This window comes from Cohnella nanjingensis (assembly GCF_014212125.1).
GTDB lineage: Bacteria > Bacillota > Bacilli > Paenibacillales > Paenibacillaceae > Cohnella > Cohnella nanjingensis.
Genome location: NZ_JACJVP010000041.1, coordinates 74,786 through 97,505, shown reverse-complemented (window position 1 = coordinate 97,505; position 22,720 = coordinate 74,786). Strand labels below are relative to the sequence as shown.

The window sequence follows — 22,720 nt, the reverse complement described above, 5'->3', positions numbered from 1 at the left end:
CCCGGGAACGGCCATTCTTCGTATCCATTTCCGAACCCGACTTACTTGACCGGCCCCATCCAGGTTGTAATCGTCTTCCTCTGGTGCGGCAACGGCGCTTTCAGCTTTCCGTTGTCGGTTAAATGCTTCAAAATATAAGCGACCAACCGGCCGCCGCCGGTATTGCCTCTCACCATGTAGGCAATCTGCGGCTCTAAATGCTTCGGCTGATTTTGCAGGAACAGCTTGAGCATTTTATCGTAGAGCTTGCCGACAGCGGGCGCATACAGGGCGGACAAATCCGGCATTGCCTTGTTCAACCGATCCAGCGTTTGCGGAGAGTCGATCCAAACCGCATTGAACTTGTATCCCTCCTCCGTCTTGCGGATGTACCCCTTCTCCAGTAGGAACGAATATTGCTCGCTGTTCTCTTCGTTGTCGGGCAGTTCCCCTTGTTGGAACGCATGGCAAATCTCGACATTTCGGTATTCCAGGAAACGCCAATCCACCTGGCGGTCGCTCCAGTACGTATTGAATTGCCACAAGTATAAGGGAGTGTCTTCGACGTAGCGGAGCGACGGACCGAAGGTGACGTAACTACTCAGATCAAAACCCGGATCGGCATTGCGGCTCCGGTTCAACGCCGCATAGGCGATATACTGCCCTCCGTCCTTTCGCATCGGCGCGACCGCATCGAAGTTGTCGCCCGCCGGCAGGCCCCGCCAGGATTGCTCCCCAACGTTTTTGGGCAGCAAGGTCCAGAGCAGAAAGTTATAGTCGCCGTCCGGAACGTACACTCCGCTATCCTCGACTTTCCGGCGAACTTCCATTAACGCGTCGAAATGAACATCGGCGACTTCGGCGGCGCACTCCTGCCAGAATCGATGACCGGCTATGGCCAGCTCGAAGAGGTCCCAGACGATGGTATTGCTTTGATATTTGCCGGGAGAGGTTTGGACGAGAAAATTGTAATCGGCCAGGTGCTGGACTTCGCCTTCCAGCAAAGACGGCGGCATTCCGAGCTCCTCCGCGATTTGATGGACGGTAAGCGCCTTGTGATAAGCCGCGTAAACGATATTTTGCGCCAAGGCGCGTCCAAGAAAATCGTTGGTTTCGCCCAGTCTGCCGGCCGAACCGGAATGGCCCATTTCCCCCATGCTGACCGGATTGACACTCAAAGTTCCTGTTGCGCGCATACGTTTCATCCCTTTCCTTAACTCCTTTTTGGCCTCGCTCAGATGCCACTTCACCGTGTTGACAGGAATGTTCAGAGCAATCGCGATATCGCCGTGTTTAAGCTCGTCATAGTAATGCATGACCACGATCCGGCGATGGATGTCGGACAGAAATGCGACTTCCCGGCGCAGCTCGCGGTAAGCTTCGGTGACCAGCAGCCGGTCAAGCGGCTCCCGGGAAGGGTCGACTGACAGTTCGGACATGCCGTTGATTTCGATCGCTTGGGGAGCGTGCGCACGCTTTTTCAACCAATTCACCCAAGTGTATCGGGCAACCGTCCAAACATAGGCCTCCAGGCTCCGAATGTCCCGCTTCCCTGAGAAGGATTTCAACAACTGCAGCATAATCTCCTGAGCCAGATCCTCCGCCTCCGCCCGCTGCTTAACCCGGTTCAACGCAAAACCGAAAATCGGTTTGACATAGCTCCGAATCGCTTCGGCCGCTTCTTTTCCGTTCCGCCCGATCGAATCCATCTTTCGCCTCCGCAGTTGCATCTGTAATTCCTGACAATCAAATAGTGTGCCAGGCGAAATAAAGGTTGGGATATTTTCAAAAAAATTTGGACGTCCTACCGGATCACTCATACATGTACAATTACAAACATCGCGGATAGGTCATTTGAATGGTTAAAGAGACGTTATGAACTTTTTGTTGAATATAATGGAACAAGAATTAAACAAGCTGAAGATTACTTAAGATTTAAGGGTCTCACTTTTAGTATATAAAGATACTTTTTTCCGTTCAACTAACGAGAGACGATAGCACAAAAGCAGGCTGCCGATTGGCGGCCTGTTTCACTACGAAGTGACGCGAGGCAACGAACCGAAAAAATTTATCGCTTCGTGGGGTTGACCTGGAGTCGCCTCCAGCATGTAGAATGCGGAATGAAGGGAGGTGCGCTCGTTGTACACGATCGGTCAAGTCGTAGAGATGACGGGGTTCGGACACGATACGCTCAGGTATTACGAGAAAATCGGGCTGCTCAAGCCGCAGCGCAAACGGCCGGGCGGCGCGCGCGTGTTTAGCGACGACGATCTCCGATTGCTGTCCGGACTGAAATGTTTGAAACGGCTGGGATTGTCTTTGGAAGAAATCAAGACGTTCACGAGCACGAAACGCTGTGTGACCGAACGCTCGTCGATGCACGACGGAGACGAAGCCGTTCTCCGGGATCGAATCGTCCTGCTGACGGACAACTTGGTCCGGATGGAGACGCAGCGTCGCGAACTCGACGAGCTGATCGATCGGACGAAAAACAACATTCGACTGTACAACGAACTGTTGGACGGGACGCCGTAAACTTTTCGATAGTTCCGGCGTTCGAGCCTCCAAGAACCCTTGCAGAGGAGATGCGAGCATGAACATTGCTATAATCGGGTCGGGACACATCGGCGGAACGTTGGGGAAAGCATGGGCGGCGAAAGGTCACCTGGTGACATTCGGTTCGCGGGATCCGCAAAGCGAACGGATGCGTGCGCTGCTCGAGTCGATCGGCCCGAACGCCGCGGCGGCGTCCGTCAAGAAAGCGACCGCTTTCGGCGAAGTCGTCGTATTGGCCGTTCCCGGCACGGAAATCGAGCGCGTGCTGGAGGAGGCGGGAGACCTGCGGCGGAAAATCGTCGTCAATGCGACGATTTTGTTCGACGGGCGTTCGGCGGACGCGGAAGTGCGGAGGTTCGCGAACGGCGCACGCGTCGTGCGGGCGTTCCATACGTCGACGTGGGAGGCGCTCGCGAACCCGCGGTTCGGCGTGGCGAACGCCACGCTCTTCATAAACGGCGAGGACGAAGAAGCCAAGCAAACCGTCTTCCTGCTGGGCGCAGAAGCCGGATTCGATATGGTGGACACGGGTGGTGCGGAAGCGATGGCCGAGATCGAGAAGGCGCTCTTTTCGTTCTGGACCGCGCTCTCGCCGCGGTTCGGCCGCGACTACGCGATCCGGGTGCTGCGAAGGGAAGAAGCGCAGTCGTCTTAAACAGGGGCCGTGTGGCAAAACGGACCGCCGCGATCGTCCGGTTGCGGCGGTCCGTTTTTGTTGCGGCGAAACGCCACTATTTGAGCGGCTTCATAACGTGGGCGAGTTACATCTTCTCAATGGCTACAATAATAACTGTAATAATAACAATGCCGATCAATGCAAAAGTGTTGAAATGGGCAACATAATTCTTTTCTGCGGACAAAATCGGACAGGTTTTTGTCGTCCGACCTCTTCCCAATTTGTCATTCCAAAATCACTAAAAAGAGGTGTGGAGGATTAGACTAACAGGACACGAAAGCTCAATGAAACGCGAAGAACGGCAGCCGGTCAAATGGCTGCCGTTTTCTCAACGTTAGTCAATGATGTCTGCTTCGGGGCGCAGTATCGTTCATTTCGCATCCTGTCTCTGCCAGTTTCGTCGATGGCTGCAGCCGGAAGACAGCCAAACCGAGAGCTAGTGCAGCATAGCCGCAGAGCACGGCGAAGCCAGCCCACGGTGCGAGCGGGTAGTAACCGGCCTGCGGCACGTAGAGTCCGATCACCTGCGGGTACTCCGGGATGCTCTGCTGAATCGCGAACCCAGCGGCTGGGGTGAGACGCAGCAACCACTGCGACATGCCCAGGGGCAAGAAGTTGGCAAGGATGTAGGTGAGGACGATTGCCGCGATGCTGGCAGTCACCGCCACGACGCTACGCTGGAACAAAGCAGCAAGCGCGAGAGCGAAAACGGCAGCGACGGCAAGGAGCGCCGCGGTTCCGAATATGACGCGCAACTCGGTGAATAGAGTTACCGGGAGAATGTGAATGCCGTTTGAAAGCAGGATTTGCCTGCTAATCGGGATCACGACGATGGCCGCAGCCAGCCCGGCAACAAATGTAACCGTCCCGATCACGATAGACTTCGCAGCCAGCACCCGGTCCCGCCGGGGAGTCGCGAGCTGAGTGTCGCGGATCATGTCCCGCCCGTATTCGGCGGTGACAAAACGGGTCGCCACAACGATCACTGCTATCATCCCTGCTAACACTCCGATCAGAGAGCGCTCAATGGGCCAGCTCCCCTCAGCACCGAGCGGTGCGATGTCGCCGGATCCGGTCACGGTGAATGTGCCGCCGGACTCCTTGACCCCGCTTGCCGGTAAACCTGGACGGCCGCTCTCGGGCCCAGTTGTCGACACGATGCCAATATCGTCATGGCTCCATGCAACGCCGGGATCCACACCCTGCAGCTCGAGACGATCAAATACAGCGGTGGAATTGGTGAAGCGCCTTTTTCCTTCAGACAAAGTCACATTGCCCGGAGAGTTGACGAAGAGCCCGATCTCCACCTTAGCTGGCAGTCCGGCCAGACGAGCCATGCCAACCTTGGTCCACTGCGTGCCGTCCGTCGACTCGTAGCCGGTGATCGTGTCATCGGAGCGGGTCAGCCTCAGCCAGCGCGGGGATTCCGTTGACACGCCGTCCAGGTGACCGGCTGTGTCATGGATGAAGTTGTACTGCATCCGAACGCCGTGGCTGCCGGTGACCATCATCGCCGCATAAGCCGATCCCTGTCTGGTACTGTCCTTGATGATAATCCCGGCCTTCGCCCACGGCACGACGCCGGGGACAATTTGGTCGTGGTTGGGCGGGGGGTAAGTGATCATGCCGGTCAGCGAGGTCACGCGTACGGTAATGCTGCCGTCTCCCGTCAGCGGCTGGTGCACGAAGTAGAATTTATCGGTCACCGCTTCTCCATCCGGCCCCAACAGATTCCGGGGAGAGCCGCCCCCTCTCGAACTTGTATTTGCGATGAGCAGACCGAACAGCGTGGTTAGCATCAACGCGACCACCATGCCGATCATCAAGCCGCGGGCTGCCCGGAATTTAATCCACTCCGCACGCAATATTCGCGCGAAACCGTCAGTCTCTGTATTTTTTGTGTTAGTTGAAGTCATGTTAGAACCTCCCTTGAGTTTGATAGTAAAATTAAGATATCTTACTCAAGGTTAAATGACGGTTAATTTTTCGGCAGTTCGACTATCACTTTTGAAAAAACGCCAATTTCGCTTTCAATAAGAATTTTCCCATTGTGTTTTTCAATGATGGTTTTTACGATAGAAAGCCCAAGCCCGCTGCCTCCCAATTCCCTTGAACGGGAGGAATCCACGCGATAAAACGGTTCAAAGATATTTTCCAGTTCATCCTCCGGAATGCCCATTCCGGTATCCTCGATATAAACAATCGCAAAATCATCCTTCAGGGCTGCCGAAATCAGAACTTCACCGTTCATTCCATTGTATTTCACTGCGTTCTGAACAAGATTAAAGAAGGCCCTTTGCAGAAGCGCCTTCTCTCCCAAAAACATAATGTCCGTGATGTTGTTTTCTATGCGGACGTTTTTAACGTTACTGCTTTCCGCTAAAGCCAATATAATTTCATCAAACATTTCTTTTATATCAAAGATTTCAAAATGATCAGAACTGGACGCGCTGTTCATCTTCAACAGATCATAGACTAAAGCACTCAGCCTCTGGGCATTTGCAAAGGTATCTTCCAGTACCTGTTTATATTCCTGGATAGTGGGATTTTCGTCCAACTGCAGGACCTCAATATTCGTGATGATACCGGCAAGCGGCGTTCTGAGCTCATGAGCGGCATTAGCGGCAAACTGTTTTTGATGATTAAACGCTTTTTCCAATCTCGATACCATATGGTTAAAGGAGACGGCTAGCCTGGCAACTTCATCATTCGTATCAAAATCTTCAAGCCGCTGAAACATTTTACTTTCGTCGATATTTTCTATGCTTTTGCTCAGCTTGGCCACCGGCTTCAATGCTTTACCAGCTATGAAATAGGAGGTACCCGTTCCAACTATAATCATGATAAGCATGTAGATAATGCTGACCCTAGCGAAATGTTCGTTCGTTCCATCCGCACGGGGTAGCATACTTAAATTTAGATCTGGCGATTTATTTACGGATGATTCCAACTGCGAATTAACATTGAGATCTTGATCCATCATGTGTACGGAATAAATATGATGTGCTGTAAAAACGGAAGAAAGCGTCAGGATTATGCAGACGACCGAAAGAACAAGCGCGGTCAGAATCGTAAGCCTTATCCGTAAGGGTATCTTATTTAATAATTTCATCAGCATACTCTTTTCTGAGAGAATACCCAACCCCTCTCGTGTTTTTAATCAGTTCCTTGTTGCCGATATATTCTGCAAGCTTCTTTTTCAGAGAATTGATATGTACTTTGATCGAGTTAGAAAACAGGTCCGCTTCGCTGTTCCAAATATGCTCAATCAGCTCTTCTGAACTCACAATCCTGTCTTTATTCATGAATAAGTATTCCAGAATGGCATATTCCTTTCTAGTTAACTCAACCTTCTGCTCATTCACAAAGACGCACTTGAAGGCAGTGTCGATTTTTACATCGCCATGTGAAGGAACCGTTTCCTTTTGAATAAACTGCCTACGGAGCAGTGCACGAATGCGTGCTTCAAGCTCTTTGAAATGAAACGGCTTTGATATATAATCATTCGCTCCGATGTCGAGTCCGGTAATTTTGTCCTCGACCTCAGCTCTTGCCGATAAAATCAGCACCTTTAGCTCCCATTTTGTTTTTCGAATTTCCTTGAGAACTTCAATACCGTCAATCTTAGGTAAATTTAAGTCAAGCACCACCGCATCATATGGATTTATTTCGATGAGCTCCAAAGCCAGCTCTCCATCGTTGGCGGGATCAACAGCGTAGCCATATTTTCTCAGTCCATTACATAGCGCTTTTTGCATGGACATTTCATCCTCGACAACTAAAATTTTCATGCTACCACCGCCTTTACCATGTCATTATATACCATGAAAAGTAAAATGACGGTTAAATTTAAGGCAACACGGTTAAGGCAACACGGCGACCGTAGCCTTAGCAGCGCCAGAGGCCGCAACGAAGACTAGGTATCCGGATAGCGGGCCTTGATCTCATCCAGCTGCCGCTTCATGCGCTCCACGACAGCCGGCGGTTCATGTACCGTCACGTCCAGTCCCCACCCGACGAACAGTTTGGCGAAGAAGCCGATGTCCCGCTCGGGGACGTGTCCGGCCAGCCAGCCGCTGCCGTCCTCCCGGACGTGCGCCTTGGGCGAATGCCACAGCTCCGCCTCGCAGCGCTGGACGCCTTCCCGGGTGAGCTCCGCGCGGAGGTAGACGTACTTCAGCGGCTCATCCCGGTGGTCTTCCCAGTTGCCCAGATCCACGTCGCCGAGATTAAGCGGGACGGCGCTGGGGTCGAACTCCGCCGCGTGGATGCGGTCGCATCGGAACAAGCGATAGCCGCTTCGAAGGAAGCAGTAGGCGGGACAGTACCAGAGACCGCTGTTCGCGAAGATGCCGACCGGCTGAATGAGCCGGTCGGAGGTGCTCCCGCCGGATTCGTAGGCGATGCGGACGACGCGCTGCCGCACGGCCCCGTCCAGCAGGACGGACAGGTGCGGAGACTTCTGCAGTCTCGTCGGCGCGATGAAGTCTACGCGGTTCTTCATCCGGTCGATGCGATCCCGCACGTCTCCGGGCATGTAGTGGTAGAACTTGCTGAGGGCTGCCGAGGATTCCGTCTCGAAAGGCAGGTCGGCATAGTGGCGCAGAGCATGGCTCGCGAAGAATAAAGCGACGGCTTCCTCCTCCGTGAAGGCGATCGGCGGCAGGACGCGTTCGTTCAGCACCTGATAACCGCCGTGCGGGCCTACCTCCGAGTACAGGGGGACGCCGATCTCGCCGAGCTCCTGCAGGTCTCGCAGGATCGTCCGCGAGGACACGCCGAATTCGCGGGCGAGCTCCTTTACCGTGAATTTGCGTTTGCGGTTGACGGTCATCATCAGTTCCAAGAGCCGCTTCGACTTGGACATCGGCGAAGGCCTCCTTTTTGGCGCGATTATGACAAGCTTTGTCACTATTATAGGTTACGATGAGTTCGAAGCCCAGAAGAACCTATTCTATTCGCGATGAAATGGAGTGTTGCGTGTGCAAGCCGTGAACGAATTGAGAGGATTGCTGTTCGAAGAACTGACGCTGCTCGTGAAGACGTCCGTCCGCCTCATCGGAAGGATCTCCCCGGCGGATGCGGACTACAGACCGCGGGACAACATGCGCTCGCTGCAAGAGCTGGTGCATCACCTGGCGTCGATCCCGTCCGTGGACCTGTTGATCCTGCAGGAGAAGAGCGAGCCGGAGATCCGCCGACTGGAGGCCGAGATTGCGGCCGATACCGACCCGGACAAGCTGGGCGACCGGATGATGTCCGGCATGCGCGAAGTGGAGCGGTATATGACCGGGCTCTCCGACGAGGACTTCCTGCGGAAGTCGACGAAGCCCTTCTATCTGGAGCATGACGCCGTGCAAGCCAAGTGGTTGATCGAGATCGTCACCCACGTCCAGCATCACCGCGCGCAGCTGTTCAATTACATGAAGCAGTTGGGCTACGCGATCAACATGTTCGATCTGTACAGCGCGGAATAGATTCGAACGGCAAGTCCAAAAAGAAGCGGGAGAAATTCCGCTTCTTTTCCATTTCCTGTGCTATATTAAGGGGGTAGATACAAAACGTATCCAACATAAAGGAGGTAAAACGGTTTGCGCGGAACAGTCGTTAGGCTCCTAAGCCTCGTCGCGAGTTTGCTGCTGCTGTCGCCTCTCGCGGTATACGCGGAGGAATCCGGTCCCTCGACGCCTTCAGTCCCTTCGTCTCCCTCGGCGGCGGCGGAGACCTCTACATCTCCGATCAGCTTCGATTACTACATCTACGGCTATCCCAGAACGCTGGACCAGGTCTTCCAGATGGACCAGGACGTGAACTTGTACTTCCTAGTCACTTCCACGGATCCCATCCGGCAAGTAACGGCCTCTTACAACGGCAAGGTTGCCCAACTTTCCAACGGCAAGCAATTCTGCTTCGATCGCTTCGACTGCCGTCCGGTCTGGGACACGGACCTCCGCATCGACGACTTTCCCGCCAGCGAGGACACGCTCGTAACGCTCGAAGCGACCGATGCGAACGGACGGACGCAGACGGCGACGATGACCGTCCGCAATATCAATCTCAAGCAGCTGCAGGTGGCGCTCACGGGCCCGGAGACGCTTCAAGCCGGGGAACCCTTCGCGCTCGACTATGGCGTCGTCCATCAATCGCTGAACATCTATGAGCAGAGCCTCAGGCTCGCGTATGACGCTTCGAAGTTCGAATTCCAATCCGCGGAGACGCTCCAGGCGGGGACGGATATCACCCAGCAAGACAACGGTACGGAAGGTCTGCTGAACCTGACGTTGTCGAGCTACAATCCCGACTATGTACAAGGGCCGGTGCTTCGCCTTCGCTTCCGCGCCAAGGACGAGGTCCCCGACGGGACCGCCGCCGCGATGGCGCTCGACGCCTGGGCGACGACCAGCGGCGGGACTTTGCTCTCGCCACAGGTATCGTTCAACGCCGTGTTCCGCAACGTGGGCAAGTCGGCGCTGCTGAACCTCATCGCTGCCGCGCAGCAGTTGCATGACGCGACGGCCGAAGGCAATCATGCGGGACAAGTGCCGGCGGGCCAGAAGGCCATCCTGCAGACGGCCATCGATCAAGCGCAGGCGATCGCGGACGATCTCCAAGCGACGCAGCCCCAAGTGAATCTGGCTTCCGTCGCGCTCGCCGCGGCGGTTCAGGCGTTCCGGGACGCGATTGTGCTCCGGGATCCGATCACGTTCGATTATTACATCTATGGGTATCCAAGGACGCTGGATCAGGTCTTCCAGCTGGACCAGGACGTGAACATGTACTTCCTGGTTACGTCTGTGGATCCGATTCGGAAGGTAACGGCGACGTATAATGGCAAGACCGCCGAGTTGTCGCATGACAAGCAATTCTGCTTCGATCGCTTCGACTGCAGGCTCGTCTGGGATACGAACTTCCTGCTCGCCGACTTCCCGGCCGGCGAGGATACGCTCGTGACGCTGGAAGCGACTGACGCGAACGGACAGACGCAGACGGCGACGATGACGATCCGCAATATCAACCTGAAGCAGGTGCAAGCTGCATTGACCGGTCCTGACGATGTCAACGCCGACGGCGCGTTGGAGGTCGATTACGGGCTGACGGGCAATACGCTGGAGGTCTACGAGCAAGGTCTCCGCGTTCAGTACGACGCCGCCAAGCTCGTCTTCGAATCGGCGCGGACGCTGCAGGCGGGGGTGAACGTCACCCAACAAGACCAGAGTACGGAGGGACTGCTGAATCTGTCGTTGTCCAGCTACGATCCCGCTTACGTCAGCGGTCCGGTACTGCGCCTGCGCTATCGCGTGAAGAGCGACGTTCCCGACGGAGCGGCTGCCGCGATCACGTTGGACGCGTGGGCGACGACCAGCCAGGGGCAGCGGATCGCGCCGCCCGTGTCGTATAGCGCCAAGCTGCATGCCGTCGACCGTTCGGCGCTGTTCGGCAAGATTTCAGTCGCCCAGGCGCTGTATGATGCCACGCGGGAGGGCACCAAGGTCGGACAGGCGCCCCGCGGCGCCAAGGCCGCCTTGCAATCGGCGATCCGTCTAGCGCAGGCTGCGGCGGATGACGCTTCGGCCACCCAGTCGCAGGTGGATCAGGCCGCCATCGTGCTAGACAAAGCCGTCGCGTCGTTCCGGGCGGCGATCGTGCCGCAGCGGGACGGCGACGTGGACGGAGACGGGAAGATCACGGCGAACGATCTCTGGATCGCCGTAGCGGCGCTGGGTATCCGTTCGAGCAGTCCGAAGTGGGAGCACGTGAAATACGCGGATATGAATCACAACGGCAGGATCGATGCGTGGGACGTAGCGGCGATCGCGAGCATCGTTCATAGCGGCAGATAAGCGGACGAACCGTCGATTCAGCCCTCGGGCAGGATCGGCTTGTGCGCCACCGTCGTCGAGAGGACGATGAGCGTGGTCGAGCTCCCGTATTTGTCGCATTCGTTCTCGAAGGCTTCGAGCGCCGCCATGGAGGCGGATGCGACTTTGAGCAGGTAGTTGTACTCCCCGCTGATCCGGTGGCATTCCGCGACGTGGGGAGAGGCGCGGCAGAAGGCGGCGAACGCATCGCAAGCATGGGCGCGGAACAGCAGGAAAGCGACGATCGGCTTCCCGACCGCGGCCGGGGAGACCTCGGCGCGGTATCTCGCGATGGCGCCGCTGTCCTCGAGCCGGCGGACTCTCTCCGTAGCCGCGGGTTGGGAGAGGGCGACCGAACGGCCGAGTTCGGCCATCGAGATTCGTCCTTGCTCTTGCAGCAGCAGCAATATTTTCTGATCGATCGGATCCATTCTGCATCGCTCCTTGATTTTCAAAGTCATATGCTAAATATAACTTGCAAATGCATTTCAGACACGCCTTTTTCCTTCCATATGCGATGTATGGGGAGGCCGCGTTCGCGTAAAATTAGTCCCATCGCAGAAGATGGGGGATGAACCGCATGACCGAACAACAGCAACAGCAGCGTCTGCAACAGCAGCAGAACCATCACGAACACCAACAGCAGCAGAATCATCACCAACACCCACAGCAGCAGAACCATCACGAACACCAACAGCAGCAGAATCATCACGAACACCAACAGCAGCAGAACCATCACGAACACCAACAGCAGCAGAACCATCACGAACACCCACAGCAGCAGAACCATCACGAACACCAACAACAGCCGCAACTTCTCGTCCTTGTGGGCAGCCCGCGCCGGGACGGCAACTCCGCGTCGCTGGCGGATGCCGTGAGGCGGGGAGCGGCGGAAGGGGGCGCGCAGGTGAAGCTGCGCTTCCTGGACGACTATATTGCCGGATTTCTTCGCGACTGCCGCACCTGCCGTCTGCCGAATGGCGAGTGCGGCATCGAGGACCGCTTTCGGACGTTGTTCCTGGAAGACTTTCTGCCCGCCCAAGGGGTCGTGTTCTGCTCTCCCGTCTATTGGTACGGTCTATCCGCGCAGACGAAGGCTTGGTTCGATCGCACCTTTTGCTATTATGCGGCTTCCTATCCGGACTCGGAGCAAGTCATCCGCGGGATGACCGGCAAGCGGATCGGCCTCGCCCTCGCCTCCGAAGAGACGTACCCGGGCGCTTCGCTCGGCATCGTGCATCAGGTGCAGGAGTACGCCCGCTACACGCATTCCGAGTTCGTCGGGTTCGTGCGCGGCGTCGGCAATCGCCGGGGCGAGGTCGCGCGGGACCCCGGCTTCCCCGCGGCGGATGCCGAACGGCTGGGCCGCGAGTTCTTCGCGCGACGCTACACCGACTACCGCCTCGACACGCCGCGGAGCGGGAGCGCCTGGCCGCAGGGCGATTAGCCGCATTCGGCGTTCTATGGCTGAGCGAACCAACGGCAAGAGGCGATTCTCTAGGTCGATTAGACCAAGGGAATCGCCTCATTTTTACTCGCAATCAAGCAACAAGATGCTACGTCTCGGTCCAGCCGCCGTCGTTTAATAGTTCGACGTTCTTCACTTGGAGATTCGGGCCATAGGTTGCGATCGCCGTCAGCGGGTGGAAGTCATAGGATGTCGTCCCATTGGCGAAGCTGCCCAGCGAACCGGATACGCCTGCGCGGATCACATTGCCGGTTACGGTGTAGTTCACGATATTGCCGAATCCGACGCTGAATGAGTTCCAGGCCATCGAATACGACTCGGCGTATGTTTTCTTGATGCGACTGTCATCCCAATTGGCTCGAACTTCAACTTGCCCGTCCTGGAGCGCAATGGTAGTCGTGACGAACCGATCGACCGCGCCAACAGGGTCCGCGATGGCTGCCTCGGTCAAATCCTCCCGATTCAATACGTGAATCTCTTCCCGATGGTAGATGCCCTGGCTGTTTGTCGTCTTTAGGATGACGACAATCTCCTCGCGTTCGTCGCCGTCTACATCCGCGACATAGAGGCTGGGCTTGTACCCTTGATCGATCAGATTGGGCCAGGCAAACGTTTTGGCGATCTCGCCGGTCCGTAGGGCAATCCCCGTCACCTCGCCTTCCTCCGAACGGCTCGCATATAGCTTTACGCCCTTCTCGGAAGCAAGCTCCTCTTGCGTGCTCCCGTCGGAGACCGCTACCTGTGCGACGTCGGACGGCACGTTCCCCTTTCCGCTACCCCAAACTGCGTTCTCCTTGGCATTTGTCAGTCCGCAGCCGCCGACCAGCAGCAGGACGGACAGTCCTAACAAAGTGCGTTTATAGGTGTTCGGCCGGTGCGTTCGAATCAGGATCATCCTCCTTCGATAGGCTTGCCGGCTTCCCGCGATTCCGGCAGCATGCATGAACCGAGACTGGCCTGACAAGGCTGCCAGCAGTTTCAAGATCGTCATCCCGTAAGCGTGCGAATCCGCAGGCCGAAGAGATGTCAGCGTCAGCGCATCGCATGCGAGCTCTTGGTCTTCCCGCATCCGGCGATAGGCGTACCAGACCAGGGGATTGAACCAGTGCAAGGCCAGCAAGGCATGCATCGCCGCGTTCATGAAGAGATCGCGCCTTCGCAGATGCGAGAGCTCATGGAGGAAAACAAACTGGAGCTCGCGATCGTCCAATATCCTCAATACATCTGGAGGCATCAGCAGTCGGGGGCGGAAAAGGCCGGTAAGCGCCGGACTCGAGACAAGGCCGGTCTCGGTCAGCGTCACTTTGCGCCGAACGTTCATCTTCGCTTGGCACTGCCGGAAGAGCGAATTCACGCGGGAATCGGAGATAAGGGGCTCGTCCCTTAGACGTCTGACAAATCGCAGATGAGCTCCGATCATAATACCGGCTGCACTAAGCGCGCCGAGCAACCACGCCCAAGAGAGCGCATCGACAAGGGGGCTGCGAAATGGAGCCTCCTGCAGGGCGGGACGGTTCGGCTGTACGCTGGGAGATTCGAAGGCAAGTGGAGAATCCTCCGAGAGCCGAAAGACGACGGCCGGCGACTGTCCAGTCGCCCGATCCATCGTGTCCCGCGGTTCGGGAGACGCCTCGGGATGCGCGGGGGTCCATAGATTGAAGACGCTGAAGGCGCTCTCGGGGGTCCAAGGCAGCACTAGCCGAAGAAGCACGAGCGTCCAAAGCAGGTATGTCCACCGAGGCTGCATGCGATCCCGGAGCAGCAGCCTGATCGCCAGAATCAAGCCGATCAGCACGCATGCCATGAGGGAAGTCGTCCAGACCGCGTGAAACAGCGAAGGCCATGGGAAGCGCATCGGCTACTCCTTCCTTTGCTCCAGGATGGCTTGCAATTCCGCGATATCCTCCTTTGACAGCCGTTCGTCTTTCAAGAAGTTGACGAGCATCGGTTTCATCGCGCCGCCGTAGATCCGCTTGAGCAAGGACGAAGTCTCGGAGCGGACGCAATCCTCCTCCTTCGCCAGCGGATAGTAGCGATACGTTCGGCCGTCCGGATCGAAGCCCAGCGCCTGCTTCTCGACCAGACGGTTGATGAGCGTCCTCACCGTCTTCGGGTTCCAAGCTTTGCTGTGCTCCAACGTCTGGACGACCTCGCTGGCCGCAAGGGGAACAGGCGAAGACCAGAGCACCTTCATCACTTCCCATTCTGCATCGGAGATGCGAGGGATCTCGGATGTCATGAGGCGGCACCTCTCTTGATCACATTTGTAATCCTGAATCTAGATTACATTTGTAATCACAAGAAGTCAACGCTATTTTTGAAGTTGGGTTGACACGTTCAACATTTTGGAGATTTTCCATTGGGATCGGTTCGGGTTCGCCGGGATGTTCCTCTATCAATTCGGCGTCTACATGCTGCTGTTCAGCCTACTTACCCTGCTGTTCTCCGGGCTTCGGCATGCAGTGGGCTGGCTCCTATGGGTCGTGCTGATCGCGGCGATTCCGTTGGGCACCGCGCTCCCCGTATTCCGGCCGCATGTGGCGGAGGGATTCGGCAAGCTGCTCTTCAACGACTCCTTGCTTCAAGGCTTCGGTATCACGTTGATCCTGAGCCTCGTATTCCTGGCTGGCGGTTGGTTGTTCACCCGTAGAAGGCCTTATTGACGAGCACGGCCGCTTCGTCGGCTATCGGATCGAATCGGGTCATTTGACATTTCAATCGCACATCTGATATGACTGGTGTAGGGTTCCGTACGGACGGCCCCGCGCCGGTCTTTTTCAACGGATCAGAAAGTATAAGTAGGGGCGTGCGGCACCAAGATGGGGTAATTCTGTATGAGGTGATCAAGATGACGGAAGAGTTGCATCCGCAGCGCGCGGAGACGGAGGCGGCCGGCGAGCCGAAGAAGATCAGCCTGGCCGAAGCGATGAAGCTGAAGCTCGCGCAAAAGAAACAAGCGCAGGCTGGCGGCAAGGGGAATCAAGACCACTACAGCACCGATACGAAAAAGATGCAAAACCAGATCAACAAAAAGCCGAACAACCAAAAGAGACGCACGGGCGTGTAAAGGTAGGGCGGTTGGATCGCGTACGGACGTGCGCGTGGTGCGGGCGAATGAGGGAAGTTAAAACGCCCTCTTTCGCCCACATCACGCCAACCGCCAATGTAGGTAAACTAATTGCTCTCTTTCGCACATTTCCCCNNTTATTTACTCTCTTTCGTGCAACTCGCCCGCCAACCGCCGATTTAGGTAGTCTTTATGCACATTCTTAGGGCGTATCAGCATCATACGAGCGAAAGAGGGAAGTCAAAAACTCCCTCTTTGGGCAAATCGGCCACATGCAGGCGAATCAGGGCGATGCGGCGAATCAATTTTCCACGCTTATGCGACATAAAGCGCGCTGCAAGCCAGCCCCTGGCGAATCGGGAGCTGGCTTTTGCTTAGGCTTGATAAGCTTGCAGGCCTGCTTGATTCAGCAGATTCCAAGGCTTGTTGTAGTGCGGCTGGAAGAAGAAGTCGACGAACCCCAGCTCCTCCATCGTCATGCGGTTCTGGATACAGACCGACAGCGTATTGATCGACTGCGTGAGGTCGGCCTTCGACAGCACCTGCGCGCCGAGGATTCGGCCGCCGTCCGCTTCATAGACGACTTTGAGCAGCGCCTTATCATAGGTCGGCATGAACTCGGGACGGAAGTTGTCCTCTATTGTGATACTTTTCACATTCAAGCCCGCATCCAGCGCGGCTTGCTCGGTCATGCCGGTCGAAGCGATGTTCAGGTCGAACAGCTTGAGGCCCGACGTGCCCTGCGTCCCCAAATACTTCGTCGTCGGCTCGATCAGGTTGCGCGCGACCAGCGTGCCCATCCGCACGGCGTTGGTGGCGAGGGGGATGTAGGCGGGCTTGCCGGTCGGATTGTACCGGATGGCGCAGCTGTCGCCGGCGGCATAGACGTCCGGGCAGCTCGTGCGCATATATTCGTCGACGACGATCGCGCCGTTCGGGAGCATGAGCACCTGGCCCTTCAAGAGATCCGTGTTCGGACGGAAGCCGATGCACAGGATGACCAGATCGGCCTCGTGCTCGCCGGCGGTCGTGACGACCTTCGTCACCTTGCCCGCTTCGCCCTCGAAGGCCGTCACCCCTTGGCCCAGCGCCAGCTCGACGCCGCGAGCGCGCAGCGCTTCTTCGACGAGCGCCGTGTACGCCTCGTCCAAGTACTTGAACAGTACCCGGGGCGTGCTGTCGATCAGGGTGACCTGCTTGCCGAGCTGCTCGAATGCCTCGACGAGCTCCACGCCGATGTAGCCGGCGCCGACGACGGCGATGCGCTTGGCGTGCGCGGCCTTCTGAATGATCGTCTGCGCATGGGCATAGTTCTTGCACAGCAGCACGTTCTCGAGATCCATGCCCGCCATCTGCGGGATGATCGGCCACGAACCCGTCGTGATCACGAGCTTGTCGTACGTATCCTCGCGCGTCTCGCCGGTCGCCAAATCGCGCACGGTCACCGTCTTGTAGACCGTATCGACCGAGAGAACTTCATGCCGCATCCGGGTGACGACGCCCAGATCGGCGAGCGTCTGCGGATTGGCGTAGAACAGCTGCCCGGCGTCCTGCACCACGCCGCCGACATGCAGCGCGATGCCGCACGACAGGAACGAGATATTGTCATTGCGTTCATAAACGGTGATCTCCGCGTCGTGGTAGAGCTTGGCCATCTGCGTGATGGCGGCGGTGCCGGCGTGCGTGCATCCGATGACTACGACTTTCATGAGAGAACCCTCCCTATCCATGTTGTGAATCATTTCACATTATACTGCGCCAAAGGAAGCGGGAGCGGAGATGGCCGCGCAGTTTAAGTTGTGATTTAATTCACAATCTTGTGTTGCTCTTATCATATGCGGAAGGGAAGGAAAAGGCAATAGATTTCGTGAAAAAAATCACAATATGTTTTGAGGGAATGGAAAAAGGGTCAACAACGGCCGCCTCGAGACGGTCTGCCCCGGCGGAAACAGCAAAAAGCAGGCACATGGCGCCGCATGGCCTGCCGTGCGAGGGGCTTCCCGATCAAAGCGGCTGTCCGGGCGGCGCTTCCGGCGGAATCTCGGGATGGATCTCCGGAACCTCCTCGGGCTTGATCTCCGGGATCGGGTCCGGCACGATCTCCGGACGCGGCTGCTCGGGCCGGATCCCGGGCGAAGGCGGCGGCGCGATCTCCGGACGCGGCTGCACGGGCTGAATCTCAGGGGAGGTGGGCGGCGTGACCTCCGGCGTGCTCGGCGGCGTTACGTCCGGCGGTTTCAGGGCGTGCATCGGCAGGTTGTCGGGCTGGCTGTATTTTTCGGTCATCGGTCAACCACTCCTTTCGCTATAGCGTTCTTTACCCCAAACCCGGTATGATGATAGCACGATCTAAGGAAAGGTGAGCTGCAAGCATGTTCGACCCCACCGTATACGACAACCTCAAGGTCGCCCTTGAGAATCTGATCTACGACTTGGACAATCTGGACGGCCGCGTACGCGTCGCGGACCGGACCGACCGGCTCGAGATGTCCGTCCTGTCGCGAACCTTCGCCATCCGGTTCCATCTCGCCGAGCGCCCGGCGATCATGGCGCGGATCGGCCTAGAGGCGACGCTCCGGGATCTCGCGGCGGAGATTCTGGAGATGCCGGGCGAGCCGCCCGCGTGCGCGCTGCGCGTCAGCTTCCATCTGGAGACCGACGACATCGAGCCGGCATGTTCGAGCATCGCGAGCATCGTACAGGAGGTCTGGGGAGCGGCGCTGTCGCCTAGGCTAAGGCTCAGCTTCGACTATGGACAGCCTCGTCCCCGCTACCGCGTCGCGGCCGAGCTCCCATTCGACCGGAAGATTAACGAGGACCAGATGGAGGATCTGTCCGACCTGGTCGATCATGCGCTGCGGACGCTTGAGCGTCTGCAAGAAGATATCGGGGAGGTATAGGCACATGGCGGATATCGCGTTGAGACCGGTTACCCGGGACAACTGGCTGGAAGCGATCGCGTTGAAGGGATCCGAGGACCAGCAGGCGTTCGTGCCCAGCGTGGCCGTGTCGCTCGCGAAGGTCTATATCAAGCCGGACGGCGAGCGCGTGGAGTATCTTCCTTTTGCCGTCTATGCGGGCGAGACGATGGTCGGCTTCGTGATGCACGCCTTCGAGCCGGGCACCTCGGACAGCTACTGGATCAACGGCTTCCTTATCGATGCCGCGCACCAGAGGCGAGGGTACGGGACGGCCGCGATGGACCGGATGATCGCGTTCATCCGCGAGCGCGCTCCCGCGTGCCGGGAGATCCGGCTCACCGTCCATCTCGACAACGCGGCGGCAGAACGGCTGTACGCGCGATTCGGCTTCCGCAGGACCGGCCAGATCTGGGGAGACGAGCGGGTGATGTCTCTTCGCGAAGACGAACCGGCGCTCGCGAGCGGGATCGGACCAAGGGAGTAGACCGTTAGACCTGCTGACTTCCCGCGAGCGTCTATGCTATCCTTGAGGTAAATTTCGCCAACGACCCGAAGGAGAATTCTATGGAACTGTCCCGCGCGGCATCCGTACTGAACGTCATGGAGCCTATCGTCATCAATACGTTCAAGGAGCACATTCTGACGAACCGCACGCTGAAGTGCGATTGCGAGAAGTGCAGGCTGGATATCGTCGTGCTGACGTTGAATCATCTCCAACCCCACTATACGTCCACGCAAGCCGGAGAAGCCTATATCAAGGCGTTGTTCATGAATACGCAGCTGCAATCGGATGTGATCCAAGAGCTGACGCGGGCCTTGCAAGTGGTCGAGGACAATCCCAACCACTAAGCGCCTCTCCCGGTTATTCGAAAAGAATTCGAGCCTCCCGGCCGCCGGGAGGTTATTTGTGATTTCGCATCATCGGCTCCCTCCGCCCCTTACTCGATCTCCCCTGCAATTAGACGATCGCAAGCCGCCCTGGATGGCGACGAAGCGCTTCTCCGCGACCGGTAGACGGCAAGGCCGTTTAGTCCCGGTTATTTTTGATGTCGATTTAAGGCGGTTCTTGGTGTAAAGTGGAAGAAAGCATCTATCACTTCGTGGGGGATCCGCAAATGATTCGAGTAGACGAAGCAAGACTCAAACAACTGCAATACATCGGCCTAACCGAGGAAGATCTGTCCTACCTGAAGCGGCAGGCCGCGCACTTCGAAGCGGTCACCGACATCGTCGTCGACCAGCTGTACGCGCATATCACCGAGCAGCCGGAGCTTTCGCGCATCATCGGGGAGCATAGCACGATCGAGCGACTGAAGGAGACGCAGCGCTGGTACTTCATGACGATGGTCGAAGGCAAGATCGATATGGACTTTATCGAGAAGCGGCTGCACGTCGGGAGCATGCACTCCCGCATCGGACTGACGACGAACTGGTACCTGGGTACATACATGCGTTATCTGGACATCGCCGTCCAGAACTTCAAGCGCGTCGCGCCGGACGAATGGATGAGCATCGTGCTCGCGCTGTCCAAGATGTTCAACCTGGACTCGCAGTTGGTGCTCGAAGCTTACGAGCGCGACGAGAAGCGGAAGATCGAGCGCCTGTCCGAAGAGCGCCAAGAGACGCTGGCCAAGGTGAGCAAGGCCGTGCAGGAGCTCGCGGCGATGATGGTGCAGCTCAGCGGGAGCAGCCAGTCGGTCTCGGAGACGGCGAATCAGACGGCCGAGCTGCAGGAGCAGGCGCACGACAAGGTCGATCTGCTGCGGGCCAAGATCGGCGAGATCGCGAGCGTGGGGACGCTGCTCCAAGAGGTGTCGGACCAGTCCCACCTGCTCGGCCTGAACGCCGCGATCGAAGCGGCGCACGCGGGCGAGTTCGGCAGCGGCTTCGGCGTTGTAGCCAACGAGATTCGCAAGCTGGCGACGCATTCGAAGGACTCGCTCAAAGTGATCAAAGCCCGCTTGAACGAGATCTCGTCCGTGCTCGGCGAAGTGATGCAGGATTCGGAGCTAACCTCGCGACTGGCGCGCGAGCAGGCGGCCAGCTCGCAGGAGCTGACCTCGTTCGTGAACATGATCGAGTCGGTCACGCACGATCTGGAGCGGATTCAATAACGTCCCGGCGCCTAACCGCCCTATATTCCTTTCGAGCCTGACCGCCGACGTGCGGTTGGGCTTTTTTTGACGCTGGGGGCCGACTCGCCATACCGCGATTCGGAATCGTTCCCGGCGAGGTAGGGTAATATGAGGGAAGAATGGAGGGATTCTCATGGCCTTGACGCCGGAACAGCGCGTGACGCTACACGGGTTCAACAACCTGACCAAATCTCTGAGCTTTAATATGTACGATATCTGCTTCACCAAGACGAAGGAAGAACGAGAGGCCTACATCGCTTATATCGACGAGCAGTACAACTCGGACCGCTTGACCAAAATATTGAATGCGGTAGCCGACATCATCGGCGCGCACGTCTTGAATACCGCGAAGCAGGATTACGTGCCGCAGGGGGCTAGCGTCACCTTGCTCGTCTCGGAGGGGCCGATCGTCGAAGTGCCGACGGAGTCGTACGACGAGTCGCCGGGTCCTTTTCCGGACAACGTCGTCCTCCAGCTCGACAAGAGCCATATTACCGTGCACACTTACCCGGAGTACCATCCCAAAGAAGGCATCAGCACGTTCCGGGCGGACATCGACGTCTCGACCTGCGGGGAGATCTCGCCGCTGAAGGCGCTCAATTATCTCATCCACTCGTTCGATACCGATATCATGACGATCGACTACCGGGTTCGAGGCTTCACGCGGGACATCAACGGCTACAAGCTATTCATCGATCACGACATCAATTCGATCCAGAATTACATTCCCGACGCCGTCATCGACGCCTACGACATGATCGACGTTAACGTGTACCAGGAGCACATTTTCCATACCAAGTGCAAGCTGCGGGAGTTCGATCTGAACAACTACCTCTTCGGCTATACGAAGGACAAGCTGAGCATCCGCGAGCAGGAAGACATCACGGATCGGCTGAAGGTGGAGATGGACGAGATCTTCTACGGGAAAAATATTCGGTAAGCCGGGCGCATCCGCTGCATCGTCCCGGCCTTCCCATACGTATACCGCTAGTAGAGCGGAAAGGGGTACGGATTATGAGCCTGCGCGAGGAAGCGGCCCAGCTGCGTCAAGATATCGAGAACGAGCAGCGGGACAAATTGAAGATCGCCCTGTTCGGCCAGCCGGGCGCGGGCAAGTCGTCGCTCATCAATCAGATCGTCGGACAGCCCGTCGTCAAGACGGGAGCGTCCACGGATATGACGACGGAGGCGCAAGTCATCGCCCATGACGAGCTGCTGCTGGTCGACCTGCCCGGATACGGCACGACGCGGTTCCCGCCGAACCAATGGATGGAGCAGTTCAAGCCGGAGGAGCTGGATCTGTTCCTCTGCGTGTTCTCGGGCAAGTTCCACGAGGCGGATTCGAAGTTCTTCAAGGAGCTGCGCGAGAAAGGCCGGATCTGCCTGTTCGTGCGGAACAAACGAGACGATCTGTGGGAGGACGGCAAGACGCAGGAAGAGCTGGAGGCCGAGATCGCGGCGGACGTGCACCGGCAGGTCGGCTCGGAGGAGCCCGTCCACTTCGTGAGCTGCCGGACGCGCGGGGGACTGGCGGAGTTGGTGGACGCCATCTACGCGGCGCTCGACCCGGCCAAGCGGGAGAAGTACGCGCGATCGGCCAAAGCCTTCAGCATGGCGCATCTCGAGGCGAAGCGGGCGGCTTGCGAGAAGGCCGTCTACAAGTATGCGGGACTCGCCGCGGCGAACGGCCTGAACCCGATCCCCGGCGTGAACGTGGGCGTCGACATCTCGATCATGTTCAAGCTGTTCGCGGACGTCCGGAGCGCCTACGGATTGACCGACGAGAAGGTGAACAAGCTGATTCCTTCGCTGCTGCCGCTGGGCAAGCGGGTGCTCGATTACTCGACCAAGGAAGGGATCGCGCTGCTGCTCAAGCGGTTCGCGGGCAAGGGCGCCTCGGTTCAGATCGGGCGCTTCGTACCGTTCATCGGCCAGGCGGTCGCGGCGGCGGCGGGCTTCGGCTTGACGCTGGCGGCGGGGAAGTCCTATCTGAACGATTGCCATGAGCTGGCGGAGCGGATCCTGGCCGCCGAGCTGGGCATTGCGGAGCAGCCGTAAG

General features: G+C 57.5%; 23 protein-coding genes and 1 pseudogene. 13 read left to right on the top strand and 11 right to left on the bottom strand.

What is annotated here, in order from left to right:
• Window positions 1-41 precede the first annotated feature (41 nt).
• On the bottom strand, window positions 42-1,799 hold the full coding sequence (locus H7C19_RS23770; protein ID WP_185671564.1) for an RNA polymerase sigma factor: 1,758 nt from the start codon (window positions 1,797-1,799) through the stop codon (window positions 42-44).
• Between the two features lie 319 nt (window positions 1,800-2,118).
• On the opposite strand from H7C19_RS23770, the gene H7C19_RS23765 reads away from it, so the two are divergent.
• Together H7C19_RS23765 and H7C19_RS23760 are read left to right on the top strand one after the other, a co-directional pair.
• Entirely contained in the window at window positions 2,119-2,514 is a 396-nt protein-coding gene (locus H7C19_RS23765) for a MerR family transcriptional regulator (protein WP_185671563.1), read from the top strand.
• 58 nt (window positions 2,515-2,572) lie between these two features.
• Complete coding sequence (locus H7C19_RS23760; RefSeq protein ID WP_185671562.1) at window positions 2,573-3,190, top strand: NADPH-dependent F420 reductase; 618 nt, start codon at window positions 2,573-2,575, stop codon at window positions 3,188-3,190.
• A 359-nt stretch (window positions 3,191-3,549) separates the two neighbouring features.
• On the opposite strand, the gene H7C19_RS23755 is transcribed toward H7C19_RS23760, so the two are convergent.
• From H7C19_RS23755 to H7C19_RS23740, 4 genes are all read right to left on the bottom strand, one after another.
• A complete protein-coding gene (locus H7C19_RS23755; RefSeq protein ID WP_185671561.1) occupies window positions 3,550-5,127 on the bottom strand; it encodes a DUF1349 domain-containing protein in 1,578 nt (525 codons plus the stop codon).
• Window positions 5,128-5,189: 62 nt separating this feature from the next.
• On the bottom strand, window positions 5,190-6,062 hold the full coding sequence (locus H7C19_RS23750; protein WP_221469438.1) for a sensor histidine kinase: 873 nt from the start codon (window positions 6,060-6,062) through the stop codon (window positions 5,190-5,192).
• Between the two features lie 244 nt (window positions 6,063-6,306).
• Window positions 6,307-7,002, bottom strand: coding sequence for a response regulator transcription factor (locus H7C19_RS23745; RefSeq protein ID WP_185671559.1), 696 nt, complete (start codon window positions 7,000-7,002; stop codon window positions 6,307-6,309).
• A gap of 125 nt (window positions 7,003-7,127) precedes the next feature.
• Entirely contained in the window at window positions 7,128-8,078 is a 951-nt protein-coding gene (locus tag H7C19_RS23740; protein ID WP_185671558.1) for a helix-turn-helix transcriptional regulator, read from the bottom strand.
• Window positions 8,079-8,202: 124 nt separating this feature from the next.
• Between H7C19_RS23740 and H7C19_RS23735 the strand changes: the two genes are divergently transcribed.
• Window positions 8,203-8,688: a DinB family protein gene (locus H7C19_RS23735; protein WP_313731994.1), complete on the top strand. Its 486-nt coding sequence runs from the start codon at window positions 8,203-8,205 to the stop codon at window positions 8,686-8,688.
• Between the two features lie 114 nt (window positions 8,689-8,802).
• Complete coding sequence (locus H7C19_RS23730) at window positions 8,803-11,052, top strand: cohesin domain-containing protein (protein WP_185671556.1); 2,250 nt, start codon at window positions 8,803-8,805, stop codon at window positions 11,050-11,052.
• Window positions 11,053-11,069: 17 nt separating this feature from the next.
• On the opposite strand, the gene H7C19_RS23725 is transcribed toward H7C19_RS23730, so the two are convergent.
• Together H7C19_RS23725 and H7C19_RS34960 are read right to left on the bottom strand one after the other, a co-directional pair.
• Entirely contained in the window at window positions 11,070-11,501 is a 432-nt protein-coding gene (locus H7C19_RS23725; protein WP_185671555.1) for an Lrp/AsnC family transcriptional regulator, read from the bottom strand.
• 26 nt (window positions 11,502-11,527) lie between these two features.
• Window positions 11,528-11,860 (bottom strand): hypothetical protein, encoded by a 333-nt coding sequence (locus H7C19_RS34960; RefSeq protein ID WP_246469707.1) that lies wholly within the window; start codon window positions 11,858-11,860, stop codon window positions 11,528-11,530.
• A 33-nt stretch (window positions 11,861-11,893) separates the two neighbouring features.
• On the opposite strand from H7C19_RS34960, the pseudogene H7C19_RS23720 reads away from it, so the two are divergent.
• Window positions 11,894-12,517, top strand: a pseudogene (locus H7C19_RS23720) (flavodoxin family protein); the annotation flags it as partial.
• A 109-nt stretch (window positions 12,518-12,626) separates the two neighbouring features.
• Here H7C19_RS23720 and H7C19_RS23715 read toward each other — a convergent pair.
• Window positions 12,627-14,393 (bottom strand): M56 family metallopeptidase, encoded by a 1,767-nt coding sequence (locus tag H7C19_RS23715; protein WP_185671553.1) that lies wholly within the window; start codon window positions 14,391-14,393, stop codon window positions 12,627-12,629.
• A 3-nt stretch (window positions 14,394-14,396) separates the two neighbouring features.
• Window positions 14,397-14,777 (bottom strand): BlaI/MecI/CopY family transcriptional regulator, encoded by a 381-nt coding sequence (locus H7C19_RS23710; RefSeq protein ID WP_185671552.1) that lies wholly within the window; start codon window positions 14,775-14,777, stop codon window positions 14,397-14,399.
• A 106-nt stretch (window positions 14,778-14,883) separates the two neighbouring features.
• On the opposite strand from H7C19_RS23710, the gene H7C19_RS23705 reads away from it, so the two are divergent.
• Window positions 14,884-15,201 (top strand): hypothetical protein, encoded by a 318-nt coding sequence (locus H7C19_RS23705; RefSeq protein WP_185671551.1) that lies wholly within the window; start codon window positions 14,884-14,886, stop codon window positions 15,199-15,201.
• Window positions 15,202-15,386: 185 nt separating this feature from the next.
• Window positions 15,387-15,605 (top strand): hypothetical protein, encoded by a 219-nt coding sequence (locus H7C19_RS23700; RefSeq protein ID WP_185671550.1) that lies wholly within the window; start codon window positions 15,387-15,389, stop codon window positions 15,603-15,605.
• A gap of 374 nt (window positions 15,606-15,979) precedes the next feature.
• Here H7C19_RS23700 and H7C19_RS23695 read toward each other — a convergent pair whose 3' ends face one another.
• Together H7C19_RS23695 and H7C19_RS23690 are read right to left on the bottom strand one after the other, a co-directional pair.
• Window positions 15,980-17,314, bottom strand: coding sequence for an FAD-dependent oxidoreductase (locus tag H7C19_RS23695; RefSeq protein ID WP_185671549.1), 1,335 nt, complete (start codon window positions 17,312-17,314; stop codon window positions 15,980-15,982).
• 295 nt (window positions 17,315-17,609) lie between these two features.
• Window positions 17,610-17,891: a hypothetical protein gene (locus H7C19_RS23690; RefSeq protein ID WP_185671548.1), complete on the bottom strand. Its 282-nt coding sequence runs from the start codon at window positions 17,889-17,891 to the stop codon at window positions 17,610-17,612.
• Window positions 17,892-17,977: 86 nt separating this feature from the next.
• Between H7C19_RS23690 and H7C19_RS23685 the strand changes: the two genes are divergently transcribed.
• The 6 genes from H7C19_RS23685 to H7C19_RS23660 all read left to right on the top strand — a co-directional run bounded on the left by H7C19_RS23685 (window position 17,978) and on the right by H7C19_RS23660 (window position 22,719).
• Entirely contained in the window at window positions 17,978-18,505 is a 528-nt protein-coding gene (locus tag H7C19_RS23685) for a hypothetical protein (protein ID WP_185671547.1), read from the top strand.
• 4 nt (window positions 18,506-18,509) lie between these two features.
• Window positions 18,510-19,010, top strand: a complete 501-nt coding sequence (locus H7C19_RS23680) for a GNAT family N-acetyltransferase (protein WP_185671546.1) — start codon at window positions 18,510-18,512, stop codon at window positions 19,008-19,010.
• A gap of 80 nt (window positions 19,011-19,090) precedes the next feature.
• A complete protein-coding gene (locus H7C19_RS23675; protein ID WP_185671545.1) occupies window positions 19,091-19,375 on the top strand; it encodes a late competence development ComFB family protein in 285 nt (94 codons plus the stop codon).
• Window positions 19,376-19,641: 266 nt separating this feature from the next.
• Window positions 19,642-20,640 (top strand): globin-coupled sensor protein, encoded by a 999-nt coding sequence (locus tag H7C19_RS23670; RefSeq protein WP_185671544.1) that lies wholly within the window; start codon window positions 19,642-19,644, stop codon window positions 20,638-20,640.
• A 154-nt stretch (window positions 20,641-20,794) separates the two neighbouring features.
• Window positions 20,795-21,601 carry an adenosylmethionine decarboxylase gene (gene speD / locus H7C19_RS23665; protein ID WP_185671543.1) on the top strand — a complete coding sequence of 269 codons (807 nt, stop codon included), beginning with the start codon at window positions 20,795-20,797 and terminating at the stop codon, window positions 21,599-21,601.
• Between the two features lie 74 nt (window positions 21,602-21,675).
• Window positions 21,676-22,719: a GTPase domain-containing protein gene (locus tag H7C19_RS23660; protein WP_185671542.1), complete on the top strand. Its 1,044-nt coding sequence runs from the start codon at window positions 21,676-21,678 to the stop codon at window positions 22,717-22,719.
• The last annotated feature ends 1 nt before the right edge of the window (window position 22,720 follow it).

What these genes read in the sequence shown, in the direction of transcription:
- H7C19_RS23770 (WP_185671564.1), bottom strand. Translation starts at nt 1,799, where the DNA reads ATGAGTGATCCGGTAGGACGTCCAAATTTTTTTGAAAATATCCCAACC.
- H7C19_RS23760 (WP_185671562.1), top strand. Translation starts at nt 2,573, where the DNA reads ATGAACATTGCTATAATCGGGTCGGGACACATCGGCGGAACGTTGGGG.
- H7C19_RS23755 (WP_185671561.1), bottom strand. Translation starts at nt 5,127, where the DNA reads ATGACTTCAACTAACACAAAAAATACAGAGACTGACGGTTTCGCGCGA.
- H7C19_RS23750 (WP_221469438.1), bottom strand. Translation starts at nt 6,062, where the DNA reads ATGCTTATCATGATTATAGTTGGAACGGGTACCTCCTATTTCATAGCT.
- H7C19_RS23745 (WP_185671559.1), bottom strand. Translation starts at nt 7,002, where the DNA reads ATGAAAATTTTAGTTGTCGAGGATGAAATGTCCATGCAAAAAGCGCTA.
- H7C19_RS23740 (WP_185671558.1), bottom strand. Translation starts at nt 8,078, where the DNA reads ATGTCCAAGTCGAAGCGGCTCTTGGAACTGATGATGACCGTCAACCGC.
- H7C19_RS23725 (WP_185671555.1), bottom strand. Translation starts at nt 11,501, where the DNA reads ATGGATCCGATCGATCAGAAAATATTGCTGCTGCTGCAAGAGCAAGGA.
- H7C19_RS34960 (WP_246469707.1), bottom strand. Translation starts at nt 11,860, where the DNA reads ATGGTTCTGCTGCTGTGGGTGTTCGTGATGGTTCTGCTGCTGTTGGTG.
- H7C19_RS23715 (WP_185671553.1), bottom strand. Translation starts at nt 14,393, where the DNA reads ATGCGCTTCCCATGGCCTTCGCTGTTTCACGCGGTCTGGACGACTTCC.
- H7C19_RS23710 (WP_185671552.1), bottom strand. Translation starts at nt 14,777, where the DNA reads ATGACATCCGAGATCCCTCGCATCTCCGATGCAGAATGGGAAGTGATG.
- H7C19_RS23700 (WP_185671550.1), top strand. Translation starts at nt 15,387, where the DNA reads ATGACGGAAGAGTTGCATCCGCAGCGCGCGGAGACGGAGGCGGCCGGC.
- H7C19_RS23695 (WP_185671549.1), bottom strand. Translation starts at nt 17,314, where the DNA reads ATGAAAGTCGTAGTCATCGGATGCACGCACGCCGGCACCGCCGCCATC.
- H7C19_RS23690 (WP_185671548.1), bottom strand. Translation starts at nt 17,891, where the DNA reads ATGACCGAAAAATACAGCCAGCCCGACAACCTGCCGATGCACGCCCTG.
- H7C19_RS23685 (WP_185671547.1), top strand. Translation starts at nt 17,978, where the DNA reads ATGTTCGACCCCACCGTATACGACAACCTCAAGGTCGCCCTTGAGAAT.
- H7C19_RS23680 (WP_185671546.1), top strand. Translation starts at nt 18,510, where the DNA reads ATGGCGGATATCGCGTTGAGACCGGTTACCCGGGACAACTGGCTGGAA.
- H7C19_RS23675 (WP_185671545.1), top strand. Translation starts at nt 19,091, where the DNA reads ATGGAACTGTCCCGCGCGGCATCCGTACTGAACGTCATGGAGCCTATC.
- H7C19_RS23670 (WP_185671544.1), top strand. Translation starts at nt 19,642, where the DNA reads ATGATTCGAGTAGACGAAGCAAGACTCAAACAACTGCAATACATCGGC.
- speD (WP_185671543.1), top strand. Translation starts at nt 20,795, where the DNA reads ATGGCCTTGACGCCGGAACAGCGCGTGACGCTACACGGGTTCAACAAC.
- H7C19_RS23660 (WP_185671542.1), top strand. Translation starts at nt 21,676, where the DNA reads ATGAGCCTGCGCGAGGAAGCGGCCCAGCTGCGTCAAGATATCGAGAAC.